General features: G+C 42.9%; 14 protein-coding genes and 1 pseudogene. 3 read left to right on the top strand and 12 right to left on the bottom strand.

The window, feature by feature from the left end; genetic code table 11:
- Window positions 1-97 precede the first annotated feature (97 nt).
- From PG840_RS09045 to PG840_RS09075, 7 genes and pseudogenes are all read right to left on the bottom strand, one after another.
- The gene (locus PG840_RS09045) at window positions 98-1582 is read right to left on the bottom strand and encodes an AAA family ATPase (protein ID WP_270613534.1); all 1485 of its coding nucleotides are present in this window, start codon (window positions 1580-1582) and stop codon (window positions 98-100) included.
- Between the two features lie 283 nt (window positions 1583-1865).
- Entirely contained in the window at window positions 1866-4658 is a 2793-nt protein-coding gene (locus tag PG840_RS09050) for an AAA family ATPase (RefSeq protein ID WP_270613535.1), read from the bottom strand.
- Window positions 4655-5791 (bottom strand): exonuclease SbcCD subunit D, encoded by a 1137-nt coding sequence (locus PG840_RS09055; protein WP_270613536.1) that lies wholly within the window; start codon window positions 5789-5791, stop codon window positions 4655-4657. The genes PG840_RS09050 and PG840_RS09055 overlap by 4 nt, the downstream gene beginning before the upstream one ends.
- On the bottom strand, window positions 5742-5978 hold the full coding sequence (locus PG840_RS09060; RefSeq protein ID WP_118198656.1) for a hypothetical protein: 237 nt from the start codon (window positions 5976-5978) through the stop codon (window positions 5742-5744). Before PG840_RS09060 ends, PG840_RS09055 begins: the two co-directional genes overlap by 50 nt.
- A 116-nt stretch (window positions 5979-6094) precedes the next feature.
- A pseudogene (locus PG840_RS09065) lies at window positions 6095-6229 on the bottom strand (family 43 glycosylhydrolase); the annotation flags it as partial.
- Between the two features lie 210 nt (window positions 6230-6439).
- Window positions 6440-7240, bottom strand: a complete 801-nt coding sequence (locus PG840_RS09070; RefSeq protein WP_117824703.1) for a GTP pyrophosphokinase — start codon at window positions 7238-7240, stop codon at window positions 6440-6442.
- Entirely contained in the window at window positions 7230-10013 is a 2784-nt protein-coding gene (locus PG840_RS09075) for a translation factor GTPase family protein (protein ID WP_270613537.1), read from the bottom strand. The genes PG840_RS09070 and PG840_RS09075 overlap by 11 nt, the downstream gene beginning before the upstream one ends.
- A gap of 167 nt (window positions 10014-10180) precedes the next feature.
- Here PG840_RS09075 and PG840_RS09080 point away from each other — a divergent pair, with 167 nt between their 5' ends.
- Entirely contained in the window at window positions 10181-11836 is a 1656-nt protein-coding gene (locus tag PG840_RS09080; RefSeq protein WP_270613539.1) for a DUF885 family protein, read from the top strand.
- 115 nt (window positions 11837-11951) lie between these two features.
- Here PG840_RS09080 and PG840_RS09085 read toward each other — a convergent pair whose 3' ends face one another.
- The 5 genes from PG840_RS09085 to PG840_RS09105 all read right to left on the bottom strand — a co-directional run bounded on the left by PG840_RS09085 (window position 11952) and on the right by PG840_RS09105 (window position 15550).
- Window positions 11952-12569, bottom strand: coding sequence for a DUF4317 family protein (locus PG840_RS09085; protein WP_270613540.1), 618 nt, complete (start codon window positions 12567-12569; stop codon window positions 11952-11954).
- Between the two features lie 85 nt (window positions 12570-12654).
- Window positions 12655-12852 carry a hypothetical protein gene (locus tag PG840_RS09090; protein WP_270613541.1) on the bottom strand — a complete coding sequence of 66 codons (198 nt, stop codon included), beginning with the start codon at window positions 12850-12852 and terminating at the stop codon, window positions 12655-12657.
- Between the two features lie 161 nt (window positions 12853-13013).
- Window positions 13014-14207, bottom strand: coding sequence for a site-specific integrase (locus PG840_RS09095; protein WP_017143963.1), 1194 nt, complete (start codon window positions 14205-14207; stop codon window positions 13014-13016).
- A 78-nt stretch (window positions 14208-14285) separates the two neighbouring features.
- Entirely contained in the window at window positions 14286-14489 is a 204-nt protein-coding gene (locus tag PG840_RS09100) for an excisionase (protein ID WP_002610247.1), read from the bottom strand.
- Window positions 14489-15550 (bottom strand): replication initiation factor domain-containing protein, encoded by a 1062-nt coding sequence (locus PG840_RS09105; protein ID WP_334304442.1) that lies wholly within the window; start codon window positions 15548-15550, stop codon window positions 14489-14491. Before PG840_RS09105 ends, PG840_RS09100 begins: the two co-directional genes overlap by 1 nt.
- Window positions 15551-16044: 494 nt before the next feature.
- Here PG840_RS09105 and PG840_RS09110 point away from each other — a divergent pair, with 494 nt between their 5' ends.
- Complete coding sequence (locus tag PG840_RS09110) at window positions 16045-16716, top strand: helix-turn-helix domain-containing protein (protein ID WP_008393244.1); 672 nt, start codon at window positions 16045-16047, stop codon at window positions 16714-16716.
- A 369-nt stretch (window positions 16717-17085) separates the two neighbouring features.
- Entirely contained in the window at window positions 17086-17700 is a 615-nt protein-coding gene (locus PG840_RS09115; protein ID WP_008393242.1) for a helix-turn-helix domain-containing protein, read from the top strand.
- Window positions 17701-17924: the final 224 nt, after the last annotated feature.

Here is a 17924-nt window from a genome sequence, read left to right on the forward strand (position 1 = left end):
CGGCTCCTTCTGCAATTTTACTGCATCTATAAATATTAACAGAAATAGAATCTTTTGACCTTGGTATCATCATTTACATTTTCATATTTTAATTTTCTTATGAAAGCAATGCTCTCACTGCTTCTCCATCAAACACAACTTCTTTTACATGATTAACCTCAATCTGATACAGTGCATTTGCCGCAATATGTTCGGCTGCCTGCTCCAGATCACGGATTCCTGATGTATTGGAATAAAGTTCAATTATCACATCAAGACCTTCATCTGTCACCGTACACTCGTCCCGACGAAGGCTCATTCTCTTCAGGATCTTCGGAAGTGCAAATCTGGAGAAGATGATCTTCTTCTCTTCCGGTGTATAATCCGGGATATCGATAACTGCAAAACGGGACATGATCGGTGCACTGATCTGATCTTTTTCATTGGCAGTTGCAATCGGATATACGCCAACTGTCGGAACGTTACACTCAATATAGTTATCCGTAAATCCAAGGTTATCAAGGAGTGTCAAAAGTACATCCGCCGGATTCCCATTTCCTTTTCCGGATGCTGCTTTGTCCAGCTCATTGATGATGAATACCAGGTTGGATTCTCCTGCTGCCGCAAATGCTTCCATAATAATTCCCGGTTTCGCATTGGCGTATACACGGGAACTTCCTGTAAGCTGTTCCGGATCGTTAATGGAACTCATATCCAGAGTTGTCCACGGAAGCTTCAGGATACGTGCAATTGCATAAGCGATCTGCGATTTACCGGTTCCGGCCGGTCCGATCAGAAGGATTCCATACGCCGGAAGAGTGTGCGTTCTGTTGATCTGGATGATTGTTTCGATGATTCTCTGTTTGACACGTTCCATTCCGTAAAGCTCTTCATCCAGGATTCTTCTTGCCTCATCCGGATCAATGGATTCAAAATAATTGCTCTTCCACTGAATATTCATCATGATTGAAAGAGCTCTCTGCGCATGTCTTCTTTCTTCCGGTGACACTTCGTGTGATCTTGCAACAGCAAGGTTTCTTCTTGCCCACAGACGGATATTGTCCGGAAGGGTTCTTCCTGCACAGTTCATAAAATCGGTGATACTCTGCAGGCTTGTCAGCTTCATGCTGTCGCCGTCTTCTTCCATTTCCTCATCCACTGCTTCTTCTGTCGGTGCACTGCTTGCGAAAAGACGCTCGATCATGAACTGCAGGAAACCATCTTCAGCTGAAAGCTTGGTTGCCCCACCGAATGCGATCTCCCGGATCTTGTATACTGCATAGCCGTCTGCACGGTTTTCACCGGAAAGACGGACATTGATGTGGTTCTCGCCCAGCCATTTGATCAGGCTTACAAATCTCGCATCGATCTGGAGAATGTCCGCACTTACAGTTCCATCTTCCTCGTCAAATTCAAAGGATGTCTTCTTGATCGGGTTGGTGAAAATACCACAGGAATGATGCTTCCATTTACGGTTGCTGTTATCCAGAACCAGCATCGGTTTCTCCGCTGTCGCTTCTGTCTCATTCGAGCGGAATGTTGTATAAGTACATTCCTGGAACTTTTTTTCATCTGATGTGTGTTTAAAATCAAAAACTGGCATGATTTTTACTCCTTTTTCCTTTTATATTCGCTCTTTTCAAATTGTATATTTTTGCACATTTTATGAATAGTCTGTACCTATCTTAACACACTTGCTGCATATCTGAAAGTCAAAACCATTTCTTCATAGTATTTTTATTCATTTAGATTTTTATTTTCCTTCTGCTCCAGTCCTGCAAAAAACAGCTCATAAAAATCATCTTCTCCTTCCAGTTTCGGTGAATTTTCCCCACCTCCATTGGTGCTCCGCTTCATCTCAGCATGAAATTCTTCTCCGGCACAGATCAGTCAATCTTAAGTTCCACTCTGCTTCCGCCTGCTTTTTCCTTTGTCACCACAATCTGTTTCTCAATCCTTGCTTTTAATTCCTGTACATGGGAAATGATTCCCACCAGACGGTTGCCTTCCGTAAGACCATTCAGTGCTTTCATCGCCTGTTCCAGTGACTCTTCATCCAGTGAACCAAATCCTTCATCGACAAACATGGTATCCAGCTGGATTCCGCCTGCCGATGCCTGGATCTCATCAGAAAGTCCGAGTGCCAGCGAAAGAGAAGCTTTAAAGGATTCCCCGCCGGAAAGTGTCTTCACGCTTCGCTCAGAACCATTATAATGATCGATCACATTCAGTTCCAGACCACTCTGACTCTTTCGGTCATCCGTATCAGTCTGGCGTTTCAGCTCATATTGTCCTCCACTCATCACCATAAACCGCGTATTTGCACGGGCAATGATCCGGTCAAAATAATTGGTCTGGATGTAGGTCTCAAACTTGATCTTTTCTTTGGATCCGCCTTTGATCTTTCCATTTACCGTATCGGAAATCTCACGCACCTGCGTCCAGTTCCGCTCAAGCTCCAGAAGCTTTGCACTCTGCTTGTCGATCGCATTCCTGATTTTCAGATTGTTTTCATAACGGATCCTGATCTCTTCCATCTGTTTTTGAAGCTCTTTTTTCGCACCTGATACTTCCTGTCGTGCCTGGACAAGTTCTTCCATATCGGTTTCTTTATTACCTGCAATCTGCTTCTCCAGCGTTTTCTTCTTCGTCTTTGCCGCTTCTACCGACTGACTGCAGTCCTGGAATGCCTTCTGGGCAGCACTCAGATTCTTATCAATCTCTTTTTTCTGCTTATCCAGCTCTTTGATCTTCTGTTCTGCTTCTGTTTTCTCCGGAAATTCTAGTTTGCCACGCACCTTCACAGCCTGCTCTTCTGCATTTGCTTTATCTCTCTCAGACACAAGGAGCTGATCCTTTCGCTCCTGTTCTTCCTCCTGAAGCTTTTTCTGCATCTGCTCCAGTTCCGGGATCTCAGCTTCCATCTTCTGCTTTTCTACCACTGCTTCTTTAGCTACTTCCAGCTTTTTCTGTAATTCCTTTTCTGACTTTTCGAGGGCATCCATCTGTTGACCGATCAACGCCAGCGATTTTTCAATCTCTTCTTCCTGTATGCTGCTGTCAAAGCTTTTCACACTCTTTTGGATTTCTTCTTCCAGCGCTTTTAACTGCACCAGCTTTTCATTTGCCTTAAAGCTTGCATCATTCGTCTTTTTCTCCACATCGGCAGTCTCTTTCCGGTATTTTTCAAGCTCTTCTTTTTCCGGTGCACCTTCCATCATCTGTGCCGGACATGGATGCTGGACCGATCCGCACACCGGACACGGCTCTCCCGTTTTCAGAACCTTTGCAAGAATCCCCGCCTGCTCATCCAGAAATGCCCTCTCCATCCAGGCAAGCTGTGTCTTTCGCTCTGTACATTCCTCCTGCATGACAAGGTATGCTTTCTGCGCCTCTTCCACACTTTTCTTCTGTCTTTGGTATCTTTTATATTGAATAAGAATGTCTTCTGCCGCTTCTTTTCTTACTGAAACCTCTTTCTGTTCTGCTGTAACTTTCAGAACTTTTATTTCCGCATCCTTCAGCTGTTCCAGTAAATTCCTTTTCTGTTCCAGCTGTACCTGCATCTGCGCTTTCTTTTCCTGATATCGGCTTTCCCGGTCCTTTAATATCTCAATCTGTTTCTCAAGCTCTTTGATCTGTTTCTGAAGTTTTTTCAGCTCGTCATACTCTGCAAGCTTTTCCTGCCTCTTTCCGATCTCTTCTGTTAACTGCTCTCTTTCTGGCACTTTTTCCTGTTCTTTCTTCAGTGCCATTTCCAGTTCTTCCAGCGTTGGTGTCTTCTCTGCTATCGTCTGCTCCGCTTTTTCCAGTTCCTTTTTTGCACGGATCACTGCCTCTGCCTTTCCGATTCTCTGGTTCAGCTCTTCCAGATCTTTCTCGATCTTCGTTAAATTCTTCTTCTTTTCTTTCACCGAATCTGCATCCTGATTTGTCAGAATTTCCAACACTTCCAGAACCTTGTCCGCATGAACCACCGCTTTGCTCTCACGGATCTTTTTCACATCCGTAGCAAGCACGTCATCCTCTTCGCAGCTGATATCCTTCATGTACTGCAAAATGCTTTTGCTGACATCCTCGTACTGTTCCTGCAATCTGCCGCTTGCATTTTTCATTTTCTCCTGAAACGCAAGATACGGTCTGGTATGGAAAATTTCCCGGAAAATTTTGCTCCGCTCCTCAGTTTTTGAAAACAGAAGCTTCATAAAATCTCCCTGCGCCAGCATTGCAATCTGAGTAAATTGTCCGCGGTCGAGCCCGATCAGTTCTGTCACTGCTTTTGTGACCTCTTTTGCCTTTGTGACCGGAAGCCTGTCATCCGGAAATTCCAGTACCGCATCCGCTCTTTGCAGCGTCATGCCCTCGCCCCTGTCCTTTGGACGCATGTACTCCGGATTTCTCCGGATATGGTAGTTCTGCCCCTGATAGAAGAACTCCAATTCCACAAAGGTCGGCGTCTTCGGATCCGCATATTTACTCCGAAGCATCCCCGGCTCTCTTTCATTTCCACTCGCTTCCCCGTAAAGTGCAAATGCGATTGCATCAAAAATTGTGGTCTTTCCGGCACCGGTATCGCCGGTTATCAGATAAAGTCCCCGCTCACCAAGTTCATCCAGAATGATCTCTGTCTCTTTTGCATACGGTCCGAATGCAGAAATCGTAAGTTTTATCGGTCTCATCTCTCATCCTCCCATATTTCTTCCATCATTCCTCTGGCAATCTCTTCCTGTTCATCCGTCATGGGCTGGTTGTTCTGAAGCTCATAGAACTCTCTTAAAAGCTCCATCGGGGATTTCTCCTCTACTTCTGCCGTTCCTCTCACTGTCCCTGCCGCTCTCGTCCGCAGATTGTCATAAGACAGCTTCATGATATTCGGATAAATCGTTCTGAGCTTCCCGATTGCGTCCGGTATATCCTCTTCATCAGTCAGCGTAATGTGAAGATAATCGTCCGTGTTCATATCCTTGTAAAAATCCAGTGCAGTCACTTCCATGTAAGTTCCTCTGATCTCCCGCATATCATGTTTCGGCAAAAATGGAATCTGCTGAATATTTATTTTGCCTTTTTCTTCTACATCAACGATGACTGCTGCTTTTTTGTGATTGGTTTCAGAAAAAGAATATTTGAGCGGCGTTCCCGAATACCGCACTGTCTCTTTCCCGATCTTCTGCGGGCCATGGAGATGTCCAAGCGCCACATAATCAAATCCGTCAAAGACAGATGCGTCCACATCATCCACACCGCCTACAGACAGTTCTTCTGAATCACATCTTGCCGCACCGGCCACGAACTGATGCGCAAGCAGGATATTTCGTTTATCTGTGTCAATCTGCATATGCTGCACTGCCGCATTTACAGCGTCCTGATAGGTGATGACCTCTTCTTCCGGATACACCCTTTTTACCAGGGACGGCTTCACAAATGGAAGCATGTAAATATTGATCTCACCGTACCGGTCACTTATCGTTATCGGTTCTACATCCGACTCAAATATCGGTGAAAGATAGATCTGTCTGCTGCTCATCAGTCTTGAACCGAAAGCAACTCTTTCTGCAGAATCATGGTTTCCACTGATCAGAAATACCGGCAACTCCCTCGCGGCAAGCCTTGTCAGGAAATCATCCAAAAGTCGCACTGCTTCCGCAGGCGGAATCACTTTGTCGTAAACGTCACCCGCGATCAGAACCGCTTCCACCTTCTGCTCATCGATAATGTTCAGTATCTCTTTTAAAATATATGCCTGATCCTCCAGCATAGAAAATTCATTCACTCGCTTGCCGAGGTGCAGGTCTGATAAATGAAGAAATCGCATGGTTTTCTTCCTCCTTCTCTGATAATTCTTTTGCAGAGCAAACACAGCTTCTTTTATCTATTTCCATTTTATATGCCATTTTTACTACTGCTCTAAACTCCTGCCGGATCTCCGCATTTGGAATAAATACCGTCCTTTCATCTTCGTTGTACGCCAGATATCCGAGGTGGATCAGCAGTGTCAGCACATCATTGAATCCATCCTTTCTAACTTAATTTCTGTTATTCTAATTATAATCGGGAAGCGAGAAGTAAGCAATGCTTACTCCCCACTTGATCCTGTAATATTTATTTACTACTCATACGGATCCTGATCTTTTCGGTAGATTACGCCTTCATAACGCCAGTCAGACAGGTCATCCAACGGTGCCGACCACGATACATAATCCTGCTCACAAAATTCATTCCCATTCTCCAGATCATGACTTCCGAATACATATTTTTCGCAATATACTTTTTCACGAAAATCCCTCCCTATTTATATTTTGCAGAGAAGATAAAATAAAAAAGCATAACCGCAATTTTCTGCAGCTATGCCTCTTTGCATTTGACCTTTTTTTATATACTTTGAAATGCAATTTTCCAGTATATAAAACAAACGGAACATAACTTTTTGTTATGAACGTCTTTTGCTTTTTATTTTTAATTTTTATAAGAGATCCTTTATTTTTTTATCCGGTTCTTCTTCTCTGAGTTTTTTCATCTTTCTGAAATACGAACTCATCTCATCTGCCACTCCCGAAAGCCTGTTCAGCAGTCCGGAAAACTCCGTCAGCATCTCATCGTCCTTGTAATACGGATACACGATATCATGGTCAATCTCGCTCCATCCTTCTTCAAAAAGCGTTCTGCCCTGGATTTCCAGATAGTATCCGTGATACTTGATGATATAATGCAGTGAACGGTAATACCCACCTGTCCGCACTTCAATCTGCGTACTGTCATAAATCCTCGTATCTCCGGAACGCTTGTATACTTTTGGACGTTCTGCGATATAGCAGTGCTCCGGATCCTCATCAAAATCCCGCAGCCTGTCCTCTACATAATTGTTCGGATCATTTTCAAACATCGAAGTGATGAACTTATGAAAATGGATCCAGTCCTCCCGGTAAAGGAAGAAAACCCTGATACCAATCAAATCTGTGATGTATTTGTGGTAATTCGATTTGTTGATATGTTCAAATTTTGCATAATTTTCTTTCCGCTTCCGGATGATCTTTTCCAGAAGGTGCATTGGATTCTTAGTTCTGTAACGGTAGGAATGGATCCCTGCCCGCTCAATATCATAAATATATTCATCTACAAATTCTTTTCCCAGATGACGGAACAATTTCGTTTTTGACATATAATCTTCATAGATCTCTGTCAGCTCCTCCCAGGAAATCCGGGCAGCCGTAAGGTCGTCCTCTGTCAGATTACAGGTTTTCAGAAATTCCTCTTTATTGATCATTTGCTCTCTCACCCAATTCTTTCCGGCCCATGCGGACCTCTTCCATATGACCGGCAAGCTCCCTGTCCATATGATCGAACAGATAATTTTTCGCACTCTCTTTGTGCAGCTCCCATTCTTCCTGAATCTGCCGGTTCACGATCTTCACCTCTTCCAGGAACTCCCGGGAAGATATGATCGTACCTCCCTGTCCCTGTGTGATCACCTGTTCCACACCATCTGATGTAACTACCGTCACATGATACTTTCTTCCGACTTCATGTACTACCTTTTCAATGTACATATCCGCCGTCTCAGCTTCTTTTGTATACACAACATGAATGTTGTGGTATTTGAAGATTTCCATTGCTTCGCCTTCAACCTTGTAGGCATCAAATACCAGGATCAGAGGATAGTTCTTGAACCCCTGATAATTGCAAAGCACATCCATCAGTTTATTTCTTGCTGCTTCAATATTCTCTTTTGCCAGTTCTTTCAGATCATCCCATGCGAAAATAACATTATAACCATCTACCAGCAAATATTCCTGTACGCCTTCTTCATCTTTCTTTGCTTTTGGCGTTTTCCCTGCAGTCACAGTCTTTGGAAGACGATCGGCTTTTCTCTCTACCCGTCCGTAAGTCCGGATAAAAATCTCTTCCAGTTCCCTGTCTTCTCTGGCATTACGCGCATAATGCCTGCCGCCTCTGGCTGCTGCTTCTGCTGATCCGCCTTTCTCCTTGCGTAAATTTACCGGTACAGTCTCATCCAGACTTTTTTCTGTCTCTCCTGCCAGCCTTTTCCGCTCTTCCAGGATCTTCGGAAGCTGTGCCTCAATATGCATATGTTCCGGCACTTCCTGCCACGGTACATTATATCCTGCTCCATGAGCACAGAATACAGAGCCCGTCGGATTCTCCACATCCCGCTCCGGATCGTAACCAATCGCCTCTACAACCTCGTCCTGGTTATGGCATGGAAAATATCCCTTCAGCGTACAGAACAGTTTCCCTCTTCCTCTGCTGTATGTGGTTACTTCTCTCTGATAATCCTGCATTTCAGACACCGGTGCACTTCCGGTGACAACAGCCATATCATCTTCCGTCTCCGGTCCGTCAAATTCTCCATTCATCCGCTGAATATCCGTAAGTGCACGGCCTGTCATTTCTGACGGAATTTCCAGACGAAATGCATAATACGGTTCAAGCAGTACATTCTCTGCCCGCATCAGTCCCTGGCGGATTGCACGGTATACAGCCTGGCGGAAATCTCCGCCCTCTGTATGCTTCAGATGTGCACGTCCACTGGCAAGTGTGATCTTCACATCAGTAAGCACCGATCCCGTCAGAACGCCCCGATGCTCTCTTTCCAGCACATGCGTCAGGATCAGTCGCTGCCAGTTCTTGTCCAGCACATCCTCACTGCAGATCGTATCGATCGTGATTCCACTTCCCGGCTCTCCCGGTTCCAGTATCAGATGCACTTCTGCATAATGACGCAGCGGCTCAAAATGCCCTACTCCTTCAACTGTATTTTTAATCGTTTCTTTGTAAACAATATTCCCACTTCCAAAAGAAATATCCACGTCAAACCGTTCTTTTACAAGACTTTGCAGAATCTCCGTCTGCACTTCGCCCATCAGCTGGACCTGAATCTCTCCTGCCTCTTCATTCCAGACTACACGGAGCATCGGATCTTCTTCCTCCAGTTGTCTGAAATTCTGCAGCATCCGGTGGACATCACAGCCTTCCGGCAGCTCCACCCGGTAATTCAGAACCGGCTCCAGTATCGGTGCCGAAGAACTTTGCTGCATCCCAAGCCCCTGTCCCGGATAAGTCCGGGTAAGTCCTGTCACAGCACAGATACAGCCTTTTTCTGCTTCCTGCACCATCTCGTACTTGTCCCCGGAATAAATCCGGATCTGGTTGACTTTCTCCTGCAAAGGTTCTTCCTCTGCCATATATTCCAGGATCTCTTTGACCTTCAGTACTCCGTTTGTGATCTTCATATGTGTCAGGCGGCTGCCCTGTGAATCTCTGGATATCTTATATACCTTCGCTCCAAAAGCTTCTTCAGCATGCGTCCCGCTTACCGGTCCGTCCATGTATTTTTCCAGTCCGTCCAGTAATTCCTGCACACCTTCCAGCTTCAGTGCAGAACCGAAATAGCATGGAAATACCTTTCGTTCCCGGATCAGCGTCTGAATCTGACCTGTCGTGATCTTTCCATTTTCCAGATAGCTTTCCATTACCGTCTCATCGCACATAGACAGCTCTTCCAGAAATTCTTCACCCGCTTCTGTAAAGTCCACACACTCTCCGCTGAGCTTCCGCTTTAATTCAGCAAGTCTGTCCTGTCTGTTCGTACCGTCCTGATCCATCTTATTTATGAAAATAAAGGTCGGAACCTGATACCTTGCAAGAAGATTCCACAGGGTTCGTGTATGTCCCTGCACACCGTCCGCTCCGCTGACAACCAGGATTGCATAATCAAGAACCTGCAGGGTACGCTCCATTTCTGCTGAAAAGTCCACATGCCCCGGTGTATCTAGAAGAGTCACCTGCTTATCTCCAAGCACAAAATTCGCCTGCTTGGAAAAAATGGTAATCCCCCGGCTTCTCTCCAGCGTATACGTGTCCAGAAATGCATCTCCATGGTCAACTCTTCCAAGCTTCCTGATCTGACCGGTAAGATAAAGGATTCCTTCCGAAAGCGTCGTCTTTCCGGCATCCACATGCGCCAGGATCCCGACAGATATATATTGTTTTGGCTTATTTTCAGATGTTGCTGCCATCGAAAAAATGCCCCTTTCTGCTCATAATAATCTCTTGATTATCATATCACAGAAAGGGGCATAAGTCGACACGCGAATCTTTTTATCTGTCCTGCTTTTCATTTGACATTTTCTGCGGTAAGATACAATCAGAACAAATTTCTAAAAAAGGAGAGTGCCATTTACTCATGAAAAATACTGACTTAACCAATACTTACCGCGAACTTGACAGAGAACTTGCCATTTTGCATGACCAACTCGAAAGCCACCGTTCTTTTGAAAATATCCTTTTTCTCCCGACTCCCGAAAAGATCAGGTCGGTCCGCGAAAAATGGAACGATTTAAAAACACAGGTTGAAAACCTGGATACACCGGACAATGTCTATCGTCTGGTGAAGCATCATCTGAATGACTTCCTGGATTCTCTTAAATTTACTATCGAAGAAAAAGAACACAATCCGGAAGCACCTCTCCTGGATTTTGCATATTATCTTCAGGAAATCGCTCGCTGTGACAGGCGTTCTAATGAAGTACGTCTCGATGTCCTGACCAGAAAATTACAGGCATTTCATGAAAATCAGGATTTGATCCTTAATCTGATCCACACACAATACGGAGAAAATGAAGCTTCTCTTTCTTCTGCCTTTGCCCGCGCAAGGCTGGATATGCAGCGCGACCTGAAACTGTTAAATGAATATTTCCCGGATTTCACAGAAGAACAGATTGCGTCTTTATCACAGTCCTTCCGGATTTTTATCGATCAGCTTCAGGAAATGGCAGATTTACTCGGTTCAGACTGCCAGTCTGACTCTGAAGAATTATTAAAGGATGATCTCTCAAAGACCATCAAGATGGATCCGGAAGCTTACCGCAGCCTTCTGAAAAACCGTCTTGGTGTATCTCTCGACGAACTGCTTGCATGGCATAAAGAAGAAATTGAAAAGACCCGTGCTGAAGTATTCGAAATCGCCTCCAAATTAGAGCTTCCGAAAGGAACTCCGAAGACAATGAAAGAAGTCAGTGATGTGCTTTTCCGCTATGCTGGTCCTTATGACAGTGCCGAGGAAATGTATACACGTGCCAGAAATTATCTGAAACGTACCCGTGCTGTCGCTCATGAATATGTACGTCTTCCGGAAGATGAAACCTGTCTGTGCGTTCCTCTTCCGCCTTGCTATAAGGATTCTTACCCTTGGGGCGGTTATGAGGGTGGTGATTTCCGTGTCAAACCGCTCCGCGGCCAGATGTTCCTGAATCAGTATAATTATCAGAACATTACCGATGGCTGGATCAAGATGAATACCATGCACGAAACTTATCCGGGACACCATGTCCAGTTTATCCGTGCAGCGATCGATCCAACACCGGAAACTGTAAAAATAGGAGCAAAAAGTGTACCTCTGGAAGAGGGAACCTGTATTCGGACTGAACGCGCATTTACCTTTATCTTTGCGGAAGACCCGTTCTTCCCTCTGTTCGTTGCATTCCGCCGTCATCATGCCTCTGTCCGTATCCTGGTTGATCTGCAGCTGTATTATTTTGGAGCGACACTGGAAGATGCTGTAAAAATCTACGAAGAAGAGCTTGGCTTTGACCGCGTAACTGCCCGCGCCCAGGTACAGGCACACCAGAATGCGCCGGGATATTTCACCTGCTATTATTATGGAATGAAGAAAATCTGCGACTGGGAAAAAGAGTATGGATATACGAAATGGGATTATACGGAACTGCTGTTCTCAGCCGGGCGGATCAGTATGGAAAGCCTGGAGATGCTGGTTAAGATGACCAAAGAAGAGCAGGGACGTTTCTTTACGGAGTTCCGGAGCTTGCTGATGGATGAATAAGGTAGGTTTTAAAGTGTTGGAGGGGGACGAAAAAACGGATAAATAAATTTGAGTATAATGATTTGTTTTAGTTTTTAAAAATTTGTATCTTTAAAATATTTCCAACAACACATTATTATAAAGATATAAGTCTACCAAGTTCTTCACGTTTCTTTTCAGTTATGCCATAGATATTTATATGGTTCAGGTCACCGCTGCGGTCTGTAAAGGCGGGGAAGAGGAAGCCGGATGTTGGGGATCCGGGTTCGTATTCGCCGACAAGGGGACAGATGGCGCAGATGAGGTAAGGGAACATCTCTTCGGATTCTCCGAGGCGTTCTTTGTCGGTGGCTTTGGCTGGGATATCGTAGTTATCATGGAAAACATAGATCGCGTAAGGGATGGTGATCCGGATGTTTTCCATGATGATATCATAAAGAGTATCCATCAGGGCATCGTTTTTGAGTTCACAGTCTCTGAGCGCCATCAAAAGCTGCCACATACTTCCGGCTTTCTGATTTTCCGGCTGGATCTCGTATTTTTTCAGTTTTGTGTTTGTCTCTGCAAATGGAATCGTTTTGGCGATTGCGAGATTTTTTGTTTTTTCTGACGCAGAGAGTTTGAGGAAGTTGATGTTAAAGCTTCCGTCAAAATCTCCGTCTGCATCTACATAACAGCCTGCTATTCTTGTGAATGATGTTCTTGCAGGCGTCATCCGCCGCGTCAATTCCAGCATATCTTCTCGGTTGATCATTTGTATTTGTTCCTCTCTTTGAATATCAATTGAGTCTCACTCCGTTGACCTGTTTCTATTTTCTAAGTTCTCATATCATCCATTGCTAAAATTCTTCTATTTCAGCAACACGGTCCCCCTGCTTTTCTTTCCAAATCATCAGGTACACTTTGAAATCTACCGAATCTCTCGCCGCAGCAAATGGCTCCTCACGTACAAGTGTAACTTTCTGTCCATTTGACTCCAGCTCTGCTTTTCTTTTTTCGGCTTTTTTCAAAATGTTCTGATATTTAGAGTAAATCATATATGTCTTTTTGACTATCTTTTTATATCTTCTTAAATGTCCGCAAAGCCTTATTTTATAGGCTCTACGGGCATTTTGCTTTTGTGGTAAACCTCACATATCTAGGTCTATCTTCTTATATTTTCGCTATCAAGCGTGGTTAAAATCGTGGTAAATACTTCTTATGCGATTAGACGCTGAACCTCTGATTTTGCGGTATCTATGGACGCATGAGCATACCAGTTCATTGTGATACTGATGTTTGAATGTCCCATGATATACTGTAAATCTTTCGGGTTCATGTTCTTGCTTGCCAGTCTTGTGCAGAACGTATGGCGTAGCGTATGTGGTGTGATATGTGGCAAGGGGTTATCCTTGTGGTGTTTGTTATATTTCTTTACCATACGGACAAATAAGGCGTTGTAATCAATCGCAACTTTAGGATTGCCTTTCGGATTGACGAACAGAAAATCTTTGTATCCGTCTATCTCTATCAGTTTCCCTTTTGTGCGTTTCCTTATGACCCGTTGAAATGCCTGTATCGTTTCTCTGCTTAATGGCACTTGCCTTGTTCCACTCTTTGTCTTAGGCGTTTCAATATAATAGCCCTGTTCCTTGCTCTTTAATAACTGGTGGTCGATAACCACAACCTCATTCTTGAAATCAATATCGGCTACTGTCAGTCCGCACAGTTCCGAGATACGAAGTCCTGTCTTTAACAGTATCAGCACATCATCATAATACTTGTGATACACGTTATCCGTCTTGATGAATGACAGTAAGGCTTGTTCCTGTTCCTCTGTCAATGCTACTTTCTCTTTGGTATCATTTTCTATGATTTCACTTAACTTGAAATTAAAAGGGTTTTTCCTTACACAATCGTCTTGTATGGCGATATAGAATGACGCTTTTAACGAGCGTTTATGGTTGTTAATAGTGTTATAGGAAAAGCCTTTGTCTTTCATGCGTAACGCCCATTCTTTAGCGTCAGAGGGTTTTATCGTATCAATGCTCCTAGCACCTAACTTGTCCTCTTTCAATAACCGCATGAGTTGTTCCCGTTGTTTCTGTGTGCTTTTCTTCACATTTGCCCTCTGTGCGTTCTGTTTGGCGTAGAGTTGGCAAAGCGTCATTTTCTTGCCTGTGCTGTCGATACCGTCCTCAATATCCCGTCTTATCTGCTGTTCCAGTTCACGAAGTGAGGGTTTTTCCCGTTTTCCCTTTGGTGTCGGGTCTGTGGGTGTCAATCTCCAAGCATACACATATTTTGTGTTTCCAAATGCGTCTACATATTTATATAAGTATTTTCCGTCTGTTCGTTGGCTCTCTCCAGTATGCAGGATACGTTCTTTACTATCCCGTCTTTTTTCTTTCATGGTGTCTGCTCCTTTCCTTGTTGGAAAGAGCCTTGATATGACTTGTATTCATCATAACACATACAAGGCTCATTTGCATTAGATTGCGTCCAATTTATCAATGACCTTTTCAAACTGTCGGCGTTTAATCTGTATGCGGTTGCCATTCATAATGAGCCAGCCAGCGTCCTTGTTTTCCTCTGCCAAGCGTCTTAACTTGTTTTCTCCGATACGGAAATACTTTGACGCTTCTTCAATGGTAAGGGTGTATTTTTCCCATACGGGAATGTCGTTGTTATTCATCAGATACCCCCTTTCCCATGTTTCGTGTCATACTGGATATAGGGGATAAGGTCGGTGCGGTCTATCCTCTGTAAGTGGGCGGTTAATTTACTGGAAAGGGAACTGCTGTATCTTGCCCTGTCAAGCATAGTTCCCACTTTTTCCAGTCCACCTAATGCATCATGTTCTTCTAAGAAATAAAAACTTTTGACAGCAGAAATCACGCCACCCTCTGTGAGCCATTGCTGTGTTTCCTCAAGGGAATTATGTAGTTTCGGTACTTGCAGTTTCAAGATTTCCACAGCCCCTAAAAATCGTTCCCAAAACCGACACGTTTTCCATCTGCTCTTATTACTTTCATTTCTGTTTGGCACGACAAAGCGTAGGTTGTTTGCTAATAGCCCGAAAGCCAGTTCCCCAAGTTCCAACGGTCTGTCTTTGAATGTCATGGCAAAAACATGAGCCTTATCATCACGCAGTTGCATTTCTGTCCGTTTCCAACTGCCGACTTCATCAAGTGTCTTATTATGTTTTGAACAGACTTCCTTATCCTTATCATAAAAGCGGTAGGATAATCCCGATTTACCAGCACCGATATAAACAGTCTTTGCGGTGTCGAAATCATCAAACTTGCTTTCGTCAAAGTGGTAGCCCTCACTATTAGAAATAAATTCCTCTTTTTCGCATTTCTTCTTTATCTGCTCTATGGTAAAGAATGGCTTTTCGTTCTTATCATCAATGGCAATATCAAGTCTTGTGAAATGAAAGTTATCCAGTCCGTATCTTCGCTCACAGCGTCGAAACATATCCCCAAAGGTATAATTCCTACTGTCGAGAATACGGAAAATATCATCACAACCTCTGCCAGTCATAACAAGATAACAGCCTAGCCCCTGTGGGTTATCCTCTGTCTTTCTTGCGTCCCCCGATACATAAATATCTCCAATCTGCCAGCGTGCTTGATAAGTCTTGAATTTTATCATTGCTGGATAAACATTGAAAATGTCAGTCGGTAAATCTAAAATGTGCATGATTATATCTTCAGCGGTTGCCGTTTCAAATACAATGCTGATGTAATCAATCTTAACGGATAAATTTTTGTGTGTAGTTATAGTGCATTGCTCCTTTCGTATGCCCCGTTTTTTGCGGGTAAAAATCGTGTTTTTTCCTTTATTTATCACAGTTTCTAGGTACTATGACATGTATACGCAGGGCGGTGTTACATATACGCCCTTTATGAACGCCTAAAGGCGTTCCCTTTCTTCCTGTGTCTGATCCGTTCTTAACGCTCACGAGCCTTGTAAGACTCGTGGCTAAACGGAACAGCCCCAGTCAGAAACCTTATTTTCGGTCTGATAGTCCATGCTTATTCATGCTATCAAAATGAAAATACATCTTTTCTATGCTTACTCAAGCGTGTGATTGACCCTAGCGTGCTTAATCACCCTATCTAATACGATAATAACGCCATTAGAATTACTTGTCAAGAAGTTTTGATTGACTTTTTGATAAATATTAAGTATGATATGCTTATAAACACCGAGAAAAGCAACGAAAGGAGCGGTTATACTAAGTTATGGAACATTATGAAAAGAAAATCAGTTTCTTAGGAGAGAATATACAGACCATAAGAAAACACAGAGGAATGAAACAACAGGAACTTGCGGATAAAATCGGTATCAATATGCAGAGCCTTTCCAAGATTGAACGGGGTGTGAATTATCCTACCTTTGACACATTAGAAAAGATAATGGACGTGCTGGGAGTAACGCCCAATGAATTATTATCAGGAGAATGGAAGTATATTGACCACACCGAACCATATATCATGGATATTATCAAACGGGAACAGGACTTCAATGTTTCCTTAGATTATCTGTCTGAAAATGAATTTTTCAATGATGAAAAAGAATGCAGATTTTACATGGAAACCAAACTCATACAGTATATCCATAACTACATTACCAATGAGGTTACGGAGTTAGAAGAACTTATGGAAATCAAGCAGTTGATACAACGTCAAAAAATAGAACGCATGATGAAAGTACATAAGGAAATGCGAGGGTTAGACCGATACAGAGAACAGCCCAAAGAGTATAAATACCATGACCCTTATGATGACTGGATATTCCGTCAACTTGCGGACATAGACAGCAGAAATAACATTCCCGACACTTCGCCACAGTTAGATTTTGATGAAACGGACTATGAAGATTATCTGAAAGAGAAATGGAACAGAGGTCTTTAATTTTCCTCTTGAATGAAAGATACAGCAAACAAAAAGCCCAGTAAAGAGTGCAAAGCACCACCAATGGTGGCAAGGCTCTTGACAGGGCTTTTTCTTTTCTGTGGTTGGTAATCAAGAGGAAGAAAGAAAAAGTGTGTATTTTTCAAGACAGAAAAATGTCAAGGGGGGTGTGCTGATTTTTGTTGTGGCGGATATATGGAACTGTTATAATATGGATATGTTTAAATTACGTTATAAGCAAGAATATTCTGCTGATTTGTCAAAAAACATCATTGCAACTGCCAGTTGACATATTTCCATATCTAAATGGTGGCTATGCAACTGATAATATTGCTAAAATTACACCATGAAAGAAAGGAGTGTTAGCTAATGAATATGGCAGACAGAATACAATATTTAAGGAAATCAAAAGGAATATCACAAGAGGAACTTGCGGATAAAGTTGGAGTTTCAAGGCAGGCTGTTTCCAAATGGGAAAGTGAACAAAGTACGCCTGACTTAGAAAAAATAATTATAATGAGTGATTTTTTTGGAGTAACAACTGACTATATCCTAAAGGGAATTGAACCAGTAGCAGACAAAGAACAAAAAAATAAAGAGCTTACGAGTAAGGTACTTTATATATCATCAACAGCTTTTGTTGCTATTGGGCTGTTTTGTGCATTTGGTAATTGGTATGCAGAACAAACAATGGAAGCAGTTTGGGGTTCAATGATTATTCAAGCTATAGGGATTGTTGGATATTTTATAGCGAGAATACTATCGGAAGAAAAATCCCCCTTTTATGTAAATTGGCTTAATATAATCGGAGTTGCTTTTATGCCTATTTCTATGATTACAGGATATATTTCAGGATTGGTTTTCAAACTAGAAGGGTGGATTGCACCTTATCCGATAGGAATATTTCATACTTTAGTTTTCGTGTTAGTATTCTTTGTAGTTGTGATTGCAAGCTATATTATTCTAAAGAAACAAACAAAATAGTGATTACCTTTATTTTGCAAAAGCAGTTAGTCTTAGGATTGACTGCTTATTAATAAAAGACACCACTTCAATGTGTCAATGGTGTCTTTTTAGTGCTATTTTATCGTCATATCAAGGCTCGTTTAATCGTGGTATATTCGTGGTAAAATGAGTGTTTTTCTATACTTCGAAAAGCTTGAAAGTGTAATATTTATAGGGATAATCAAAAATCAGATATAAAGTTT

The organism is Coprococcus sp. AM97-35 (assembly GCF_027697525.1).
Lineage (GTDB): Bacteria > Bacillota > Clostridia > Lachnospirales > Lachnospiraceae > Allocoprococcus > Allocoprococcus comes.

Excerpts from the sequence above, each read along its gene's own strand:
- PG840_RS09045 (WP_270613534.1), bottom strand. The coding sequence starts at position 1,582 with ATGCCAGTTTTTGATTTTAAACACACATCAGATGAAAAAAAGTTCCAG.
- PG840_RS09050 (WP_270613535.1), bottom strand. The coding sequence starts at position 4,658 with ATGAGACCGATAAAACTTACGATTTCTGCATTCGGACCGTATGCAAAA.
- PG840_RS09055 (WP_270613536.1), bottom strand. The coding sequence starts at position 5,791 with ATGCGATTTCTTCATTTATCAGACCTGCACCTCGGCAAGCGAGTGAAT.
- PG840_RS09070 (WP_117824703.1), bottom strand. The coding sequence starts at position 7,240 with ATGATCAATAAAGAGGAATTTCTGAAAACCTGTAATCTGACAGAGGAC.
- PG840_RS09075 (WP_270613537.1), bottom strand. The coding sequence starts at position 10,013 with ATGGCAGCAACATCTGAAAATAAGCCAAAACAATATATATCTGTCGGG.
- PG840_RS09080 (WP_270613539.1), top strand. The coding sequence starts at position 10,181 with ATGAAAAATACTGACTTAACCAATACTTACCGCGAACTTGACAGAGAA.
- PG840_RS09085 (WP_270613540.1), bottom strand. The coding sequence starts at position 12,569 with ATGATCAACCGAGAAGATATGCTGGAATTGACGCGGCGGATGACGCCT.
- PG840_RS09090 (WP_270613541.1), bottom strand. The coding sequence starts at position 12,852 with ATGATTTACTCTAAATATCAGAACATTTTGAAAAAAGCCGAAAAAAGA.
- PG840_RS09095 (WP_017143963.1), bottom strand. The coding sequence starts at position 14,207 with ATGAAAGAAAAAAGACGGGATAGTAAAGAACGTATCCTGCATACTGGA.
- PG840_RS09100 (WP_002610247.1), bottom strand. The coding sequence starts at position 14,489 with ATGAATAACAACGACATTCCCGTATGGGAAAAATACACCCTTACCATT.
- PG840_RS09110 (WP_008393244.1), top strand. The coding sequence starts at position 16,045 with ATGGAACATTATGAAAAGAAAATCAGTTTCTTAGGAGAGAATATACAG.
- PG840_RS09115 (WP_008393242.1), top strand. The coding sequence starts at position 17,086 with ATGAATATGGCAGACAGAATACAATATTTAAGGAAATCAAAAGGAATA.